The 17,456-nt window shown below is 74.8% G+C and carries 13 protein-coding genes; 6 read left to right on the forward strand and 7 right to left on the reverse strand.

Going from position 1 to position 17,456, the window contains the following annotated elements; translation table 11 throughout:
- Positions 1-5 precede the first annotated feature (5 nt).
- Complete coding sequence (locus OG294_RS03940) at positions 6-2,006, reverse strand: heavy metal translocating P-type ATPase (RefSeq protein ID WP_327064965.1); 2,001 nt, start codon at positions 2,004-2,006, stop codon at positions 6-8.
- Positions 2,007-2,167: 161 nt separating this feature from the next.
- Between OG294_RS03940 and OG294_RS03945 the strand changes: the two genes are divergently transcribed.
- From OG294_RS03945 to OG294_RS03955, 3 genes are all read left to right on the forward strand, one after another.
- Positions 2,168-2,776: a cation transporter gene (locus tag OG294_RS03945; RefSeq protein ID WP_327064966.1), complete on the forward strand. Its 609-nt coding sequence runs from the start codon at positions 2,168-2,170 to the stop codon at positions 2,774-2,776.
- Between the two features lie 123 nt (positions 2,777-2,899).
- Positions 2,900-4,156 carry an arsenic transporter gene (locus OG294_RS03950; RefSeq protein WP_327071441.1) on the forward strand — a complete coding sequence of 419 codons (1,257 nt, stop codon included), beginning with the start codon at positions 2,900-2,902 and terminating at the stop codon, positions 4,154-4,156.
- 5 nt (positions 4,157-4,161) lie between these two features.
- The gene (locus OG294_RS03955; protein ID WP_327064967.1) at positions 4,162-4,719 is read left to right on the forward strand and encodes a universal stress protein; all 558 of its coding nucleotides are present in this window, start codon (positions 4,162-4,164) and stop codon (positions 4,717-4,719) included.
- 84 nt (positions 4,720-4,803) lie between these two features.
- On the opposite strand, the gene OG294_RS03960 is transcribed toward OG294_RS03955, so the two are convergent.
- The gene (locus tag OG294_RS03960) at positions 4,804-6,066 is read right to left on the reverse strand and encodes a GNAT family N-acetyltransferase (RefSeq protein WP_327064968.1); all 1,263 of its coding nucleotides are present in this window, start codon (positions 6,064-6,066) and stop codon (positions 4,804-4,806) included.
- A 186-nt stretch (positions 6,067-6,252) separates the two neighbouring features.
- On the opposite strand from OG294_RS03960, the gene OG294_RS03965 reads away from it, so the two are divergent.
- The 3 genes from OG294_RS03965 to OG294_RS03975 are packed head-to-tail and all read left to right on the forward strand — an operon-like array spanning position 6,253 to position 11,440.
- A complete protein-coding gene (locus tag OG294_RS03965) occupies positions 6,253-7,176 on the forward strand; it encodes a class I SAM-dependent methyltransferase (protein ID WP_327064969.1) in 924 nt (307 codons plus the stop codon).
- Positions 7,173-9,227, forward strand: a complete 2,055-nt coding sequence (locus OG294_RS03970; protein WP_327064970.1) for a beta-galactosidase — start codon at positions 7,173-7,175, stop codon at positions 9,225-9,227. Before OG294_RS03965 ends, OG294_RS03970 begins: the two co-directional genes overlap by 4 nt.
- Positions 9,224-11,440: an MGH1-like glycoside hydrolase domain-containing protein gene (locus OG294_RS03975; protein ID WP_327064971.1), complete on the forward strand. Its 2,217-nt coding sequence runs from the start codon at positions 9,224-9,226 to the stop codon at positions 11,438-11,440. The genes OG294_RS03970 and OG294_RS03975 overlap by 4 nt, the downstream gene beginning before the upstream one ends.
- 115 nt (positions 11,441-11,555) lie before the next feature.
- Here OG294_RS03975 and OG294_RS03980 read toward each other — a convergent pair whose 3' ends face one another.
- The 5 genes from OG294_RS03980 to OG294_RS04000 all read right to left on the reverse strand — a co-directional run bounded on the left by OG294_RS03980 (position 11,556) and on the right by OG294_RS04000 (position 17,258).
- Positions 11,556-12,797 carry a lipase family protein gene (locus OG294_RS03980; protein ID WP_327064972.1) on the reverse strand — a complete coding sequence of 414 codons (1,242 nt, stop codon included), beginning with the start codon at positions 12,795-12,797 and terminating at the stop codon, positions 11,556-11,558.
- 269 nt (positions 12,798-13,066) lie between these two features.
- Positions 13,067-14,065, reverse strand: a complete 999-nt coding sequence (locus OG294_RS03985) for an alpha/beta hydrolase (protein WP_327071442.1) — start codon at positions 14,063-14,065, stop codon at positions 13,067-13,069.
- Between the two features lie 17 nt (positions 14,066-14,082).
- A complete protein-coding gene (locus tag OG294_RS03990) occupies positions 14,083-15,183 on the reverse strand; it encodes a protein kinase family protein (RefSeq protein WP_442789105.1) in 1,101 nt (366 codons plus the stop codon).
- 92 nt (positions 15,184-15,275) lie between these two features.
- Positions 15,276-16,292, reverse strand: coding sequence for a carbon-nitrogen hydrolase family protein (locus OG294_RS03995; RefSeq protein WP_327064974.1), 1,017 nt, complete (start codon positions 16,290-16,292; stop codon positions 15,276-15,278).
- Positions 16,293-16,562: 270 nt separating this feature from the next.
- The gene (locus OG294_RS04000) at positions 16,563-17,258 is read right to left on the reverse strand and encodes a hypothetical protein (protein WP_327064975.1); all 696 of its coding nucleotides are present in this window, start codon (positions 17,256-17,258) and stop codon (positions 16,563-16,565) included.
- Positions 17,259-17,456: the final 198 nt, after the last annotated feature.

Consider the following 17,456-nt stretch of genomic DNA (forward strand, 5'->3'; position numbering starts at 1 on the left):
CGGCGCTACCCGTGCCCCTGCGCGCGGGCCTTGGTCCAGGCGGCCTCGCGCAGCAGGCGCAGGCCGTTGAGACCGACGATGACGGTCGAGCCCTCGTGGCCGAGGACGCCGAGCGGCAGCGGCAGTCGGCCCGCGAGGTCCCAGACGACCAGGCCGGTGATGAAGACCGAGGCGATCACCAGGTTCTGCACGACGAGCGCGCGGGCTCGTCGGGAGAGCGCGACGACGGTGGGGACGGTGGCGAGTTCGTCGCGCACGATCACCGCGTCGGCGGTCTCCAGCGCGAGGTCCGAGCCGGCCCGGCCCATCGCGATGCCGGTGTGGGCGGCGGCCAGCGCCGGTGCGTCGTTGACGCCGTCGCCGATCACCAGCACCCGGCGGCCGGCCCGCTCCCGCTCCTGGACGGCGGCGACCTTGTCCTGCGGCAGCAGCCCGGACCGGACGTCGGTGATGCCCACCTCGGCCGCCAGCCGGGCGGCGGCCCGCGGGTTGTCGCCGGTGACCAGCATCGGCACGGCCCCGGTCAGGACCGTCAGCGCGCCGACGGTGGCGGCGGCGTCCGGACGCAGGCGGTCGGCGATGCCCAGCACCCCGACCGGCACGCCGTCCACCGTCACCAGCACCGCGGTCGATCCGCCCTCCTCCAGCTCCGCCGCGATCCCGGCGGCCGAGGCGGCGGCGCCACCGAGCGGTCGGGCGGCGTCCGCCAGCAGCCGGGCGGGGGCGCCGACCGCGACCGCCCGGCCGCCGACGACCGCCCGCACGCCGACGCCGGGGGTGGAGCTGAACTCCTCGGCGGCGGCGAGCGCCGGGGCTCCGGCGCGGGCCGCCTCGACCACGGCGCGGGCGAGCGGGTGCTCGCTCGGGTGCTCGGCTGCGGCGGCCAGGGCCAGCAGCTCCGCCTCGGCCAGACCCGAGCCGGCCAGCGGGCGCACGGCGGTCACCCGCGGAGTGCCCTCGGTGAGCGTGCCGGTCTTGTCGAGCGCGACGGCGTCGACCTGCCCCAGGCGCTCCATCACCACCGCGGACTTCACCAGCACGCCGTGCCGCCCCGCGTTGGCGATCGCGGAGAGCAGCGGCGGCATGGTGGCCAGCACCACGGCGCACGGCGAGGCGACGATCATGAAGGTCATCGCCCGCAGCAGGGCGCTGGTCATGGTCGCGCCGAGGGCCAGCGGGACGGCGAAGACGGCGAGGGTGGCGGCGACCATGCCGAGCGAGTAGCGCTGCTCGACCTTCTCGATGAACAGCTGGGTGGGGGCCTTGGTCTCGGAGGCCTCCTCGACCAGCCGCACGATCCGGGCGATCACCGAGTCCGCGGCGTCGCGCTCGACCCGGACCCGCAGGGCGCCGGTGCCGTTCAGGGTGCCGGCGAACACCTCGTCACCGGGCTCCTTGGCCACCGGCAGCGGCTCGCCGGTGATGGTGGCCTGGTCGACCTCACTGCCCCCCTCCAGCACCCGGCCGTCGGCGCCGACCCGCTCCCCCGGGCGGATCAGGATGGTGTCGCCGACCGCGAGGTCCGCGGTGGCCACGCTCTCCTCGCCGCCGTCGGCCGACAGCCGGGTGGCCGTTGCGGGGGCCAGGTCGAGCAGCCCGCGCACCGAGTCGGCGGTGCGGGCGGTGGCCAGCGCCTCCAGCGCGCCGGAGGTGGCGAAGATGACGATCAGCAGCGCGCCGTCCATCAGCTGGCCGATCGAGGCGGCGCCGATCGCCGCGACGATCATCAGCAGGTCGACGTCGAGCGTCTTCTCCTTCAGCGCCTGCAGCCCGGCCCAGGCCGGCTCCCAGCCGCCGGTGGCGTAGGCCAGCGCGTACAGCGGGCCCCAGGCCCAGGTGGGGGCGCCGGTCAGCTGGAGCGGCAGCGCGGCCAGGAAGAGCACGGTGGCCGCGGCCGCCCAGCGCGCCTCGGGCAGCGCGAACACCCGAGTGCGCCGCCGGGGGGCGGCACTCGCGGCTGCGACGCCCAGCTCGGGGGCGCGGCGCTCGATCAGGGTGGAGGACATGGCAGTGGTGTTCCTTCGCGCGGGCAGGGCAGAGCGGCCCATTCACCATACAGGAACATATGAACACTCCTTCAAGCATGCATACGGAAGGGCCTCGCCCGCGGGCCGCCGCACGGCCCCGCCCCCGCGGACCGTCGGCCGGCCCTGGAAGAATCCTGCGCATGACCACGACCTCGCCCCCGGCGCCCCTGGACACCGCACGGCTGGTGCGCCGGGGCTTCGCGCTGGAATGGGCCACCCTGAGCTGGAACGTGATCGGCATCGTGGTGCTCGCCGTCGCGGCGATCGGCGCACGCTCGGTGGCGCTGGCCGGTTTCGGCCTGGACTCGCTGATCGAGATCGGCGCCTCCGCCGTGGTGGTCTGGGAGCTGTCGGGCAGCAGCGCGGCGCGCCAGAAGCGGGCGCTGCGGCTGATCGGCGCCGGTTTCGGCCTGCTCGCGCTCTACCTGACGGTGCAGTCGACGCTGGTCCTGGTCACCGGCTTCCACCCGCGCCACTCCTCGCTCGGCATCGCCTGGACCGCGGTGACCGCCGCCGTGATGTTCGCGCTGGCCGCGGGCAAGGCCCGGACCGGCCGCGCGCTGGACAACCCGGTGCTGCGGACCGAGGGCAGGGTCACCCTGGTCGACGGCCTGCTGGCCGCGGCCGTGCTGCTCGGTCTGGTCCTCAACAGTGCGCTGGGCTGGTGGTGGGCCGACCCGGCGGCCGGCTACGTGCTGGTGTACTACGCGGTCCGCGAGGTACACGAGATCTTCCTCGGCGAGCACTGACCGCTCCACGCCCGGGCCCGATCCACCGCACGTCCGATCGACCGCAACGCCCGACCCACCGCACGTCCAGTCCACCGCACGTCCAGTCCACCGCACGTCCGATCCACCGGAAACGAGGAAATCCTGAACACGTCGCTCGCCGAAGCCCTGTCGGTCGGCCTGCTGGCGCTGCTGCTGGCCGCTGCGGTGATCCGCCCGTGGGGCCTGCCGGAGGCGGTGGTCGCGGTGCCCGCCGCGGGCATCGTCGTCGCGACCGGCGCAATCTCCCCGGCGCACGCGGCGAGCGAGGCCGCCCGGCTCGGTCCGGTGATCGGTTTCCTGGCGGCCGTCCTGGTGCTGGCCCAGCTCTGCGACGACGAGGGGCTGTTCCAGGCCTGCGGGGCCTGGATGGCCCGGACCGCGGCGGGGCAGCCCCGCAGCCTGCTCGTACAAGTGTTCGTGGTCGCCTCGGTGATCACGGCGGTGCTGAGCCTGGACGCCACCGTGGTGCTGCTGACCCCGGTGGTCTTCGCCACGGCCGCCCGGCTCGGTGCCCGCCCCAAGCCGCACGTCTACGCCTGCACCCACCTGTCGAACACCGCCTCGCTGCTGCTGCCGGTCTCCAACCTCACCAACCTGCTCGCCTTCACCGCCAGCGGGCTGAGCTTCACCCGCTTCGCCGCGCTGATGGTGCTGCCGTGGCTGGTCGCCATCGGGGTCGAGTACGTGGTGCTGCGCCGGTTCTTCGCCACCGATCTCGACGCCGGCGCCCAGGCCCCGACCGCCGGCGCGGCACCGCAGATGCCGCTGTTCGCCCTGGTCACGGTGGCCGGCACGCTGGCCGGCTTCGTGCTGACCTCCGCGCTCGGCATCGACCCCGCCTGGGCCGCGCTGGCCGGCGCCCTGGTGCTCGCCGCCCGCGCCCTGGCCCAGCGCCGCACCACGCCGCGCGCGATCGTCCGCTCCGCGGCCGTGCCGTTCCTGGCGTTCGTGCTGGCGCTCGGCATCGTGGTGCGGGCGGTGGTCGACAACGGGCTGGCCGGCGCGCTCGCGCACCTCGTGCCGCACGGCACCGCGCTGCCCGCGCTGCTGGGCACCGCCGTCCTGTCGGCCGTGCTGGCGAACGTCATCAACAACCTGCCCGCCACCCTGGTGCTGCTGCCGCTGGCCGCCGCGTCGGGCCCCGGTGCGGTGCTGGCGGTCCTGCTCGGGGTGAACATCGGTCCGAACCTCACCTACGCCGGCTCACTGGCCACCCTGTTGTGGCGGCGCATCGTGCGCGAGCACGACACCGAGGTGAACCTGGGCGAGTTCAGCCGGCTGGGTCTGCTCGTCGTGCCCACTGCCCTGGCCCTGGCCGTGGTGGCACTGTGGGGGGCACTGCAGATCGTCGGAGGGTAGCCGCCGTGGACGTCGTCGTCTGGATCACCGAGGGCACCTGGCCCGCCTGCGTGGACGCCGCCCGCGCCCACGCCCCGGCCGACGCCGCGATCGTGCTGCTCCACGTCAGCGACGACGACGTCCCCGGCGCCGCACACGGCGCGTTCGCCGGGCTCCTCGGACGCGGCCACCCCGGCGGCCACGCCCGTCGCCACCCCGGCGATCACCCTGGCGGGCACCCCGGCGCGCACCGCCCGGCCGAGGGCTGGGGCAGCGACCCCGGCAACCGGGTGGCGGACCTCGCCGCGGCCGGTGCCCGCCGACTCCTGGACGCCGCCGCCGAACGCCTGGGCCGCGACTGCACCCGGGTGGCGCGCAGCGGGCGGGTGGAACGCGAGGTGGTCGCGGCGGCCGACGGAGCCGAGCTGCTGATCCTCGCCCGCGACGGCGACCGCAGCCACCTGGGCCCGCGCAGCCTCGGCCCGGCCGGCCGCTTCGTGGTCGACCACGCGCCCTGCCCCGTGCTGCTGGTGTGGCCCGAACCCTCCCCCGGCATCGCGACCATCCCGCCGCCCCACCGGTAGCGACCTCGGACCTCCCCGGGTCAGAACTCGTCGTGGGTGAACGGCAGCGTGGGCTGGGAGCGCCTCGCCGAGGCCGCCTACGCGTCAGAACTCGTCGTGGGTGAACGGCAGCAGCTCGGTGCGCAGCGCGGCGTCGAGGCGTCGGGCCGCGCCCGGCGTGCGTTCGGTGACGAGTCCGGCCCGCACCAGGGGGTGCAGCCCGGTGTCGCCGAGGTAGCAGGCGGCCAGGTCGCGGACGTCGAGCACGAGGTCGGCGGGGTCGGTGGTCGGCTCGTACCGGTTGCCGTCCCGGACAGCGCCCGCAGCGCCGGCCGGGCCGGCGGTCAGGCGGAACCGGCCGTGGTTGGCGGGGACCGCCTCGTCGCGCACCTCGAGGACGAGGTCGACGGGCGCGGCCCAGTCGCGGGCGGTCAGGGCCGCGCGCACGTCCACCAGGCGCAGCCAGAGCGCCGGGAACTGCCGGGTGATCCGCACCTGGTCGCGGTCGGCGCTGATCAGCGGCAGGACGTCGTCGGCCGGGCGGCCCCAGGCGCGGACCCGGCCGGTCAGGTCGAGACCGGCGAGGTAGCTCCACAGGGCGGCCGCCACGGCAGCGCTGTCGCTCTCCAGCTCGTGGACCTCGACGAGTCCGGGGGTGCCGTTGTCCTCGTCGCCGCCGCGGGTGCGGTAGATCGCGTAGCCGGCGTACGGCTCCCGGCCCGAGACCACGATCCGTGGCGGGCCGAGTTCGTCGTCGTCCTCGTCCTCCTCGGGCAGCACCTGTTCGCGCCACCAGAGGCGGTCGCGGGCGGGCCGCCCGGCGCGCCGGGAGCGGCTCGCCTCGTAGTGGGGGCCGAGCAGGCCGGGGGCCTCGGCGGCGTCCAGCAGGCGCAGCGGCCCGGGGTCGGGGGTCAGGCGCAGGGCGAGCGGCCGGGTGGAGTCGATCTCCAGCGTGGTCAGGTGGGTGGCCGCACCGAAGCCGTGGCGGCCGTAGATGGCGGCCTCCGAGGCCCAGAGCGCGGCGAGCGGGCGCCCCTGGGCGGCGCAGTCGCGCCACAGCTGCGCGAGCATCGCGGAGAGCACCCCGCGCCGGCGGTGGGTGGGCGCCACGCAGACGAAGGTCAGCCCGGCGCAGGGCAGTTGGCCGCCGGGGACGGAGAGCCGCAGCCGGTGGGCGGCGAGCAGGCCCACCACCTGGCCGTCCGCGTAAGCGCCGAGCCGGTCGCAGCGGCGCAGCAGCTTGCGGTACCGGTCGCGCTGCTCCGTGTCGTAGCTCTCGTGGAAGACCAGCGAGGCGAGGTCCAGGGCCCGGCCCAGGTGCCCCTCGGGGACCTCGCGGATGTCTGCTGCCGGGCGCGGGGTGCTCACTTCACCGGAGTCTAGGGGCTTCTGACGGCACGGCGGGTGCGTTCGGCCACTTGAAGGAGCACGTGTCCCTCACGGAGGATGAAGCTCGTCACCGGACGGCCGTGCGCGGCGTTGTCACGGTCGGACGGCGGTGCCGTGACGAGGGGCGCACAAGTGACGGTGTGCGCTGTCAGGAGGGTGCGAGACATGACCGACGAGACGGGGCGGGACTGCCCCGCCATGCGGCCCGTGGTGCGGGAGACGTACGGTCCGGCCGACCTGGGCGGGCTGCAGATCTTCGCCGGCGGGTTCATCAACTTCGGCTACTGGCGGGGCATCGATCTGGCTCTCCCGCTCGGCGAGGCGGAGCGGATCCGCAGTCAGGAGGACCTCTACCGGCTGGTCCTGGACGCCGCCGGGCCGCTGCGCGAGCGGCGGGTGCTGGAGGTGGGCTGCGGGCTCGGGATGGGCTGCGCGCTGGCGCTGCGGGAGTACGGCCCCGGCGAGGTCACCGGCATGGACATCCACCCCGAGCAGCTGCGCCGGGCCCGTGCGGCGCACGCCGGTCTGCTGGAGCGCGAGCCGCAGCGGCTGCGGTTCGTCCAGGGGGCGGCGGAGCAGATGCCGTCGGGGGCGGGCGGGTTCGACGCCGTCGTGAGTGTGGAGGCCGCCCAGCACTTCCCGGATCTGACCGCCTTCGCCGCGGAGGCCGCGCGGGTGCTGCGCCCGGGCGGGCGGGCGGTCGTCACCAGCTTCTTCACCGTCGACGACGGGCCGGACCGGCCGGGCGAACTCGCTAAGCTGCTGGAGACGTTCGCGGGCGGCCTGGACATCGCCCGGCCGGTGGCCGCGCTCGCACAGGCCTTCACGGCGGCCGGGCTCACCCAGGTGCGCGTCGAGTCGATCGGGCCGCAGGTGTGGGCCGGGTGGGACCGCTGGCTCTCCCGCTGGTGGGAGCCGGGCAGCTGGCCGCGCAACTTCCTGCACGCCTACCGGAGCGGGCTGTTGGACTACTACGTCGTCACGGCCGTCCGGCCGGGGAGCGGCCCGGACGACCCCGACAGCCCTGACGACCCCGATGACCCCAACGGCTCCGACGGCCTCAACGGCCCCCGGCCGGCGGCACGGTGAACGACGGTGCGGCCCGCCCGGCCGCCCTCACCCGGGTCCCCGGCCTGCTGTACGGCGGGGACTGGAACGCCGAGCAGTGGCCCGAGGAGGTCTGGGCGGAGGACCTGGAGCTGATGGCGCAGGCCGGGGTCAACCTGGTCACCGTCGGCGTCTTCGCCTGGGCCAGGCTCCAACCCGACGCCGACAGCTGGGACTTCGGCTGGCTGGACCGGCTGCTGGACCGCTGCCACGCGCACGGCGTCGCCGTCGACCTGGCCACCGCCACCGCCTCGCCACCCGCCTGGCTGGTCCGCGCCCACCCCGAGCTGCTGCCGGTCACCGCGGACGGGGTGCGGCTGGAGTTCGGCTCGCGCCAGCACTACTGCCCCTCCTCCCCCGTCTACCGGGCCGCCGCCGTCCGGCTCACCCGGGCACTGGCCGCGCGCTACCACGGCCATCCGGCGCCCGTGCTGTGGCACGTCCACAACGAGTACGGCGACCACGTCACGGAGTGCTTCTGCCCCGACTCCGCCGCCGCCTTCCGCCGCTGGCTGCGCGAGCGGTACGGCGGGCGGATCGCGGAGCTCAACCGCTGCTGGGGCACGGCCTTCTGGTCGCAGCACTACGGGCGGTTCGCGGAGATCGAGCCGCCGCGCACCGCGCCCGGTCCGGTCAACCCGACCCAGCTCCTTGACTGGCGCCGGTTCGGCTCGGACGCGCTGCTGGCGCTGTACCGCGCCGAGAAGGCCGTCCTCGACGAGGTCTCGCCCGGCGTGCCGGTCACCACCAACTTCATGTCGATGCTCAAGTCGCTGGACTACTGGGAGTGGAGCCGCCACGAGGACCTGGTCTCCGACGACTCCTACCCCGACCCCGCCGACCCGCGCGCCCACGTGACCGCGGCGATGAACTACGACCTGATGCGCTCGCTCAAGGGCGGCCGACCCTGGCTGCTGATGGAGCAGGCGCCGTCCGCCGTCAGCTGGCGGCCGGTCAACCTGCCCAAACCGCCCGCCCTGTACCGGCTCTGGTCGCTGCAGGCGCTGGCCCGGGGCGCCGACGGGGTGCTGCACTTCCAGTGGCGCGCCTCGGTGGCCGGTGCCGAGAAGTTCCACAGCGCGATGCTGCCGCACCGGGGCACCGCCTCGCGCGGCTGGCGGGCGACCGTCGACCTGGGCGCCGAGCTGCGCCGGCTGGGCGAGATCGCCGGCAGCCGGATCCGCGGGCGGGCGGCCGTGCTGCTCGACTGGGACAGCTGGTGGGCACTGGAGCTGGACGACCACCCCTCGGCCCGGCTGCGCTGGCCCGACCTGCTCCGGCCCTGGTACGCGGCACTGTACGAGCGCGGCATCACCGTGGACTTCGTGCCGCCCACCGGCGAGCTGGACGGCCACCGGCTGCTGCTGGCCCCCAACCTGTACCTGCTCGACACCGCCACCGCCGAGCGGCTCACCGCCTTCGTGGCGGCGGGCGGCCAGTTGGTCTGCGGTCCGTTCAGCGGGATCAGCGACCGGCACGACCACATCCACCCCGGCGGCCACCCGGGACCGCTGCGCCCGCTGCTGGGCGTCGTCGTGGACGAGCACTGGCCGATCCCGGACGGAGCGGCGACGGCCGTGCGGTTCGGGGAGCGCGAGCTGCAGGCGGTGCACTGGAGCGAGTGGCTCGAGCTGGCGGGGGCCGAGGCCCTCGCGTACTACACCGAGGGCGAGTTGGCCGGCCTGCCCGCCGTCACCAGGCGCCGCCACGGCCGCGGCGGCGCGTGGTACCTGAGCTGCCGGCTCGGCACCGCCGACGTGGGGTCGGTGCTCGACCTGCCGATCGCCGAGGCCGGGGTGGCCCCGGAGCTGGCGGGCCTGCCCGACGGCGTCGAGGCCACCCGCCGCCGGGCCGCCGACGGGACCGACTACCTGTTCCTGCTCAACCACCGCCCGGCCGCCTGCCACGTCCCGCTGGCCGGCGGGACCGACCTGCTCACCGGCGCGGACGTCAGCGGGGGCGTGAGCCTGGACCCGCTCGGCGCCGCCGTCGTCCGCGTTCCGCTGCCCACACCCGCCGAGGAGCGCTCATGAGCCCGCTGAACCGCCGTCACTTCCTGGCCGGAACCACCGCCACCGGGGTCGCCCTCACCATGGCCGGTGCGCTCGGGGCCCCGGCCGCTGAGGCTGCTGCCGGTCCTGATGCCGCTGCCGGTCCCGATGCCGCTGCCGCTGCCGCTGCCGACGAGCGCTGGGCCGATGTGCTGGACCTGCACGGCACCCCCACCCAGGCCTACCCCGGCGACGCCGCCGACAACAACCCGATCAACGTCTTCGCCGACCTCGGCGCCTGGCACGCCTACGCCCTGCCGCGCCCGCAGGACCCCCTCGGCGGCTTCACCGGCCCGCTCCACCTGGCCCAGGAGTACCCCTGGTGGCTCAGCGACGGCTTCAGCCGCCTGCTGGTGAGCGAGCAGGGCCGGGCGCTGGACCTCACCGCGGGCGGCGCGCCCCGACTCCAGTCCCTGCCGGGCCTGTTACGGCAGTCCTACCAGCTGGGCGGCGGGCTCGCGCTCACCCTCGAACTGCGCTTCGCCGGCAACCGCACCGCCCTGGTCCGGGCCCGGCTGGTCAACGGCGGCCCGGGCGAGCGGACCCTGGCGATCGCCTGGAGCGGCACGCTGCTGCGCCCGGCCGACGCCCCGCAGCACGACGCGCCGACGCTGGTCGCGGCCGAGCGCGGCGTCGGCGTCCGGTTCGCCCGGGTGCGGCAGACCTGGGACTACCTCACCGACGGCACCGAGCGCTTCGAGGTCCGCCACCTCGACCCGGTGCGCACCACCCTCAGCGGTGACGGCTACCGCACCGAACTGGCCGACTCCGTAAGGCTGGTAGCGGGTGCCGAGCACACCCTGGACTGGACCGAGAGCTACACCTTCACCGACGCCGAGTACGCCCGCGCCGTCACCGAGGCCGACGCCGCACTGCGCGCACCGGAGGCGGTCGTGGCGGCCGGCGCCGCGCGCTGGGCCGGCTACCTCGCCCGGGCCACCGAGGGCGTCCCGGCCGCGCGGGCGCGCACGGCCGTCAAGTGCGTCCAGACGCTGGTCACCAACTGGCGCAGCCCGGCCGGGCAGATCCGGCACGACGCGGTCACGCCCTCGCTCTCCAACAAGTGGTTCAACGGCGCCTGGGCCTGGGACACCTGGAAGCAGGCCGTCGGCACCGCCGTCTTCGCGCCCGCCCTGGCCGCCGACCAGATCCGGGCGATGTTCGACCACCAGATCGCCCCCGACTGGTCCGACCGTCCCGCGGACGCCGGCATGGTCCCGGACTGCATCTTCTACAACGACCCCAGCACCGGCGGCGGCAACTGGAACGAGCGCAACTCCAAGCCCCCGCTGGCCTCCTGGGCGGTCTGGGAGGTCTACCGGCGCGGCGGCGACCGCGCGTTCCTGCACGAGCTGCTGCCCAAGCTGACCGCCTACCAGCAGTGGTGGTACCGCGACCGGGACCACGACGGCGAGGGCCTGTGCGAGTACGGCGCCACGGTGGACCCGGCCAACGCCACCCCCGAGGACTGCCGCCAGGCCGCGGCCTGGGAGTCGGGCATGGACAACGCCCCGCGCTTCGACGCGGCCCTCGGCGCCGGCGTCGTCGCCAACCACGGCAAGGACGGCACCCTGCTGGGCTGGTCCCTGACCCAGCGCTCCGTCGACCTGAACGCCTACCAGGCCGCCGACCACCGCCACCTGGCCGCCATCGCGGCCGAGTTGGGCGACGCACCGACCGCCGCCCGGCTGCGCGGCCAGGCCCAGGCGATCGACCGGGCCGTCCGCGACACCATGTTCGACCAGGCCACCGGCTGGTTCCACGACACCGACCTGACCACCGGCGCCCGCCTCACCGCCCGTGGCCGCGGCATCGAGGGCGCCGTCCCGCTCTGGTCCGGCACCGCCTCCCCCGCCCAGGCCCGAGCGGTCCGCGCCCTGCTGCTCGCCCCCGGCGAGTTCGGCACCGCGATGCCGTTCCCGACCGTCGCCCGCAGCTCCGCCTTCTTCGACCCGGCCGGCTACTGGCGCGGCCTGTCCTGGATCGACCAGAGCTACTTCGCCCTGACCGGTCTGCGCCGCTACGGCTGGCACCAGGACGCCGCGCAACTGACCGAGCGCCTGCTGGCGACCGCCGAGGGGCTGAGCAGCGACGGCCCGCTGCGGGAGAACTACGACCCGCTGACCGGCGCGGGGCGCAACTCCACCAACTTCAGCTGGTCGGCGGCGCTGGTGCTGCTGATGCTGCGCGCCTGATCCCCGGCGTCCTGCGCCGGGGACGTGACGAGGTGCACCGGCTCACGGGTTCTCGGAACCCGTGAGCCGGTGCACCTCGTGCGCGGCACACTCCGGCCGTACTACGGCCTGTGGATCAGCAGTTCGAGGGAGCGGTACCGTCGGCGAACCGGTCGGCGATCCACGCCAGGTACTCCTGCTGCGCCTCGAACGGGATCGTGTTGTGGGTCGCGCCCTGGTAGGTCGTGTACTCGACCGGCCGGCCGAACGTGCAGGCCCGCCTGATGTACTGCTCGGTGGAGTGCGGGTTGATGACCGTGTCGGCCGTCCCCTGCATGACCAGCACCGGAGCCACGGTGGTGGCGTACCCCGGGGTGTTCTCGTGGAAGCGGTTGCTCCACGCCTGCGGCACGTCGCGCACCGGCTTGAACAGGGTGTCCAACTGGTGCTCGTCGGCCACGTTGTTCTGGATCACGTCGGCGAAGTGCTCGATGCACGCGACTCCGTCGCCCGCCAGCGCCTGCAGCCCGGCCTCCTGCAGCACGTCGGTCGCGCGGAGTTCGGGGTAGGCCGCCAGGAACCCCCGGTAGACGTTGATCCGCAGCGCGGCGTTGTGCGCCTCCGAGGACTCGTTGCGCGGACCGGGCGGCACGAGTCCGGCGAACTGCGGACCGAGGTCGGCCGCCGGCGCGAGCGCGGCCACGCCGACCAGGTCGAGGTCCGGGCTGTAGGCCGGGCCGTACTGGGCGACGAACAGCCCGGCACCGCCGCCCTGCGACCAGCCCAGCACGGCCACCCGCTTGCCCGCGTGCGCCGTGCGGAGCTGCTGCGCCGCGGTGACCGAGTCCAGCACGTTGTGCGTCTCGGTCGCACCGACCACGTACTGATGGACGCCGGGCGTCCCCAGCCCCTGGTAGTCGGTCGCCACCACCACGTCACCGGCACCGAGGAAGTCGGTCAGTGCCGGAACCCCGACATCGATCCCGAACGGGCTCTGGTAGCTGAAGTAGTCGTCGAGGTTCCGGGCCGGATCCGGCGCGGCCGACGGCGCGCACTGCCGCGGGCCACCGACGGTCCCGTGGGCCCACGCCACCACGTTCCGCCCGCCCGACGGCGCCGGCCCGTCCGGCCAGACGACCAGACCGGAGACGGCGACCGGCGTGCCGTCGTGCAGCGTCGACAGGTAGAGGATCTTGCACGCCCGCGCATGCCCGGGCCCGTCGATGCGACGAGCCCAGATCAGGTCACCATGTTGGCCGCTGGGCAGCGGTGACGGCGGTTCGTAGAAGTCGGCCCCGTCCGGGCCCACCGCCACCCCGGGCGCGCACCGCGCCGCGCGGTCCCCATCGGGTCCGGCCGCGGCGGTGGCCCCTTGCACGCTCAGCCCCGCGGTGGCAAGGAGGGTCGTCAGGGCAGCCGCAGTGACTGCCCGTAGCCAGGCTCTCATCAGGTTTCCCGTTCACTGGACGCCGGACGCCTCCGGCCGGCCTCGCGGGCGGCGGCGTGAGCCGACTTTCATGGTCAAGCCGAGGCTACGATCCAGTGAGCGAGAAGTCACTTACCGTGACATGACCCGCGTGTTCCCGAGTGCGACGACGGACCTCGGATCGACCGACCGTGTCCGGCTGGAGCACCGGGGCCCCGGGCTCACCGCCCGAGCAGGCGCCGCAGCCAGCGGGAGCGGGCCTCGCGGGCGTCGCGGGTGAGCGCGGCCTGCGGGGCGAGGGCGTCGAAGCCGTGGAACGCGCCCGACCAGACGTGCAGTTCGGCCTCGCCGCCGCACTGCCAGAGCGTGTTGGCGTAGGCCACGACCTCGTCCCGGAAGGTCTCGGCCGAGCCCACCTCCAGGTAGGCCGGGGGCAGCGCGGACAGGTCGGTGGCGCGGGCGGGGGCCGCGTAGGGCGGCAGGTCGGCGGCGCCGTAGCGGTCGCCCAGCAGGGCCTGCCACGCGGTGGCGTTGGAGGTGCGGTCCCACAGGTCACGGCCGGCCATCTGGTGGCTGGAGAAGGTGGCGCCGCGGTCGTCGAGCATCGGGCTCAGCAGCAACTGGCCGATCGGCACCGGCCCGCCGCGGTCGCGGGTCAGCAGGGCGAGCGCGGCGGCGAGTCCGCCGCCCGCGCTCTTGCCCGCGATGATGATGCGCTCGGCGTCGATGCCGAGTTCGGCCGCGTGCTCGGCCGCCCAGCGCAGTCCGGCGTAGCAATCCTCCACCGGGCCGGGGTAGCGCGTCTGCGGCGCCAGGCGGTACTCGACGGAGATGACCGCGAGCCCCAGCGGCTGCGCCCATTCGCGCAGCACCCCCGGCAGCACGGCCCAGGCGTTGCCCATGATCATGCCGCCGCCGTGCAGGTAGTAGACGAGCGGCAGCGGGCCGGTGGCCCCCGCGGGCCGGGCGCTGACCAGGCGGACCTCCGGCCCGTCCGCGACGCCCGGCGCCCGCAGCTGCGCGACCTCGAACCGGCCGTCCTCCTGCAGCTGTTGGAGCGTCGGCCAGGGCCGGGACGTGGCATCCTGGTGCTGCCTGGCCGCGAGGTTCTCCGGGGTGAGCGGCTTCTCCAGCAGCTCCCCGAAGGAAGCCAGCACGGGAGCCAGCTCCGGGTCCACGGGGGGCGCGGGCCTGGCCGGCGCGGCGGGGCCGATGTCCATGGGTATCCCTTCGGCGGTCACGACAGGACCTCCCCTGCCGTGCGGCGGATCTGCTCCAGCGGGTAGGGGGCCTTTCGGTCCTCCCGCTGGAGGCGGCGGTAGAACGCGGACATCACCGTGGCGAGCGGCGCGTGCCGGGTCAGCAGCGCCGCCACCCCGCCGGGGAGGCCCTGCGGCGGCTCGCCCTCGGCGAAGGCGCGGATCAGTGCGTCGCGCTCGTCCCCCCGGTGGCCGTACCGGTGGGTGACCAGCCAGTGCACCAGGTGGGTGATGGTGTAGCAGCGGTCGTAGCTCCGGTGCTGCTCGAAGAACTCGGCCTCCGGCGGCTCCAGTTCGAAGCGGGAGGAGAACGCGAGGCCGTAGTCGGCGAAGTACAGCCGCCGGCCGTCGGTCAGGATGTTCTCGAAGTGCGCGTCGAAGTGCAGCAGCCCGCGCGCGTGCATGAACGAGGTGACGGACGCCAACTCCCGCTCCACCATGGCGCAGGCGCGGTCGGCGGCCGGTCCGCCCGCCCGCAGTCGTTCGCCCAGCCAGTGGCCCAGGGTCTGCGGCAGGTACTCCAGGAAGAGCGCGAGGTGCGCCGGTGCCTGCCGCAGGGCCTCGAGCCGTTCGCGGACCTCCGGCCCACCGCCCCAGTAGGCAACGGTCTTCGCTACGTCGGCCAGGTCCTCCGGCAGGCCTGGCGCCGTGGTGTTCGGCAGTACCCGCCAGTGGTAGGTCAGCGGGAATCCCGGGTGCTCTCCCGCGAGCACCCAGTCGGTGGTCATGGTGTGCACCGCGAGCTCGCGCCAGGCCCCGAAGCCGGGGCTGCCGATGCCGTAGTGGCAGAAGGCCGGCAGCGAGAACACGTTCGCGGTGGACCGGGTGTGCTCCGGCCGCGTCTCCAGGGCGGTGAGCGGCACCAGCTTCACGAAGACCGGGGTGCCCGCCACCTGGAGCAGCGCCGTTCTGCCGCCGATGCCGGAACCCAATGGCTGTGCCCCGTCGACGAGTTCACGCAGCTCGTGATCGCCGCGCAGCGCCAGCGAGCCGGCGACGGCGCCGTGGGCCGCCCGCCGCGCGGCAGTTGACCGATCGACGTGCTCTCGTGCGGCACCCACCCGGCACCGACCCCCCATCGGTTGAGATCTGACCAAGGGTGTCCGGGACCGGTCCGGGCAGGACGGTCCCGGACACCCTCACCATCGCTCGTACCCTACGTGAACGACCGTCAGAAGGCGGCCGTGCGGTCCTCGCTCCGCGGATCCGACACCTGGTGCGGGGCGTAGAGGCCCGCGCGCGAGCGGCGACGCCAAGGGCGCGCGTGGGTCACCGCCTCGGCGGCGGCCTCGGCGCCGTCGTCGAGGTCCACCACCGCCACCGACGGCGACCCGTCGGCCGGGCAGCGTTCGAGCCAGTCGCCGTTCGGGGCGATGACCCCGGACGGCGCGGTGGCGCTGTGCTCGGTCGGCACCGAGAAGCTGACCCAGTAGCTGTTGGCCGCGGCGTGCCCCTGGGCCTGGGCGGCGGCGTTGCCGGGCCGGACACCGGTGCTGGAGAACAGCACGCAGTCGACGTCGAGCTGCTCGTACTCGGCGAACAGCTCCGGGTAGTGGATCTCGATGCCGAGCAGGCAGCCGAAGCGCACGCCGTCGACCTCGAAGGTCACCGGCGCGGTGCCCGGCGAGTACAGGTACGAGACCTTGGTGTTCGACAGCAGGCGCTCGTCGTACCGGGTGACGACCTCGCCGCGGTCGGAGACGACGTACAGGCTGTTGTGCGGGCGGTGCGGCCCGGTCAGGCGGTGCACCGAGGCGATCACCGTCCACAGCCGCAGTTCGCGGGCCAGCTGCGCGATCGCGGCCAGCTCCTCCTGCAGCACCGGCCAGCGGCACCGCTCCCAGTCCGCCGGGCCGACCGCCTCGGGGCCGTGGACGGACATGACGAGCTTGTGCGGGAAGCAGATCGCGCCCTCCGGGAAGTGCACGATCCGCGCGCCCCGGGCACTGGCCTCGCGCATCAGGGCGCGGACCTGGCGGCCGCTGGCGCGCAGCGCGTCGGCGTCGCGGGGATCCTCCCGGACGGGGGTCTGCGCGACGGCGAGCCGCACGCTCCCGGGGGTGCGCAGGTCCGGCGCGAGGGCCCCGGACGGCGCCGGCCGGAAGTGTCGCAGCGCGGCGGTGTAGGACTCGCCGGTCCTGGCGGCACGGGCGCGCACCTGGCGCTTGAAGTTCTTGTGGATTGTCATCGGTCTGTCACTGCGGCCTTCCACGCCCCGGGGCGACGGCTCCCCAGCAACCCCGCCCGAGGCGAACGGGCTGCAACAGCGACCTGAGACGCTGGTCCCTTTGCCTCCACTGGGAGACCGTGCTGGGGACGGTCGCGGGAGGTTCGGCGTAGGCCACGCAGTTCGCCATGATGCCGCCGCCCGGATGCCGCGTCAACCTGCTGCCGTCGCCCGCGCGTCGCGGTCGGCCCGTGGTCGGTCGGCGGTCGGCGGTCGGCGGTCGGCCGGCGGTCAGCCCGTGGTCGCACCGGGGTCCAGCTCGACCGGCGGGAGCTCGCCCAGCTCGGACTTGGTCAGACGCACCTTGACCACGCCGCCGCTCCAGTAGGTCTCCCGGATCGGGATCGCCACGGTCTTGCGGCCCCACAGGTGCCCCTCCTGGAGCAGCACGTGCGTCACGCTGTGGTCCTGCTGGTCGATCACCAGGCCCTGGACCCGGCCGATCGCACCGTCGGTGGCCTCGATCCGGTCGCCGTGCCGGATCTGCACCTCGCCGGGCGGTATCCGCTCCTGCGCGACCAGCGTCGGCCCGGGGTCCTGCGTCAGCAGTGCGGGCGCCAGGCCGGCGCCGCCCACGCCCAGGCCGTAGTAGGGCAGCAGCAGCGATTCGTTGGGGTTGTAGCCGAAGCGGTTGACGCCGCCGGGCAGGTAGCGGGTCTCCTCGGCGGGCTCCAGCCGGTCGACCTCCTCCGGCGTGCAGCGCAGCCGGATGACCTCGTCGGGCGCTGCCGCGCGGTGGCCGCTCGCGGGCTCTCCGACCGCGTCGAGCGGTTCGATCAGCTCGACGGGCACCAGGCGGTCGCCGACCACCAGGTGGGTGACCTGGCCCGCCAGCGGATCGATCACCACCCGCTCCAGGCGCCCGCAGTCGCCGCCTCCTTCGCAGTGGACCTCGGCTCCGATCCGGTACGGCACCGGCTTGCTCATCACGACCTCCCAGGACGTCGGGCCCGGACTTCGGCCACCCTCGTCTGCCCCGGCCCCCGACGGCCACACCCGCCGCTGCCCTCCTGGCGAAACCGGAACCAGGGTTGCCGCGGTCGGACCCGTTGCCCTGCCCACCTGCCTGCAACGGAACCGGTGCCCAGCAGTGGAGTCCGCAGCCGAACGGCACGCTGCTCGACC

The organism is Kitasatospora sp. NBC_01302 (assembly GCF_035976515.1).
In the GTDB taxonomy this organism is placed as follows: domain Bacteria; phylum Actinomycetota; class Actinomycetes; order Streptomycetales; family Streptomycetaceae; genus Kitasatospora.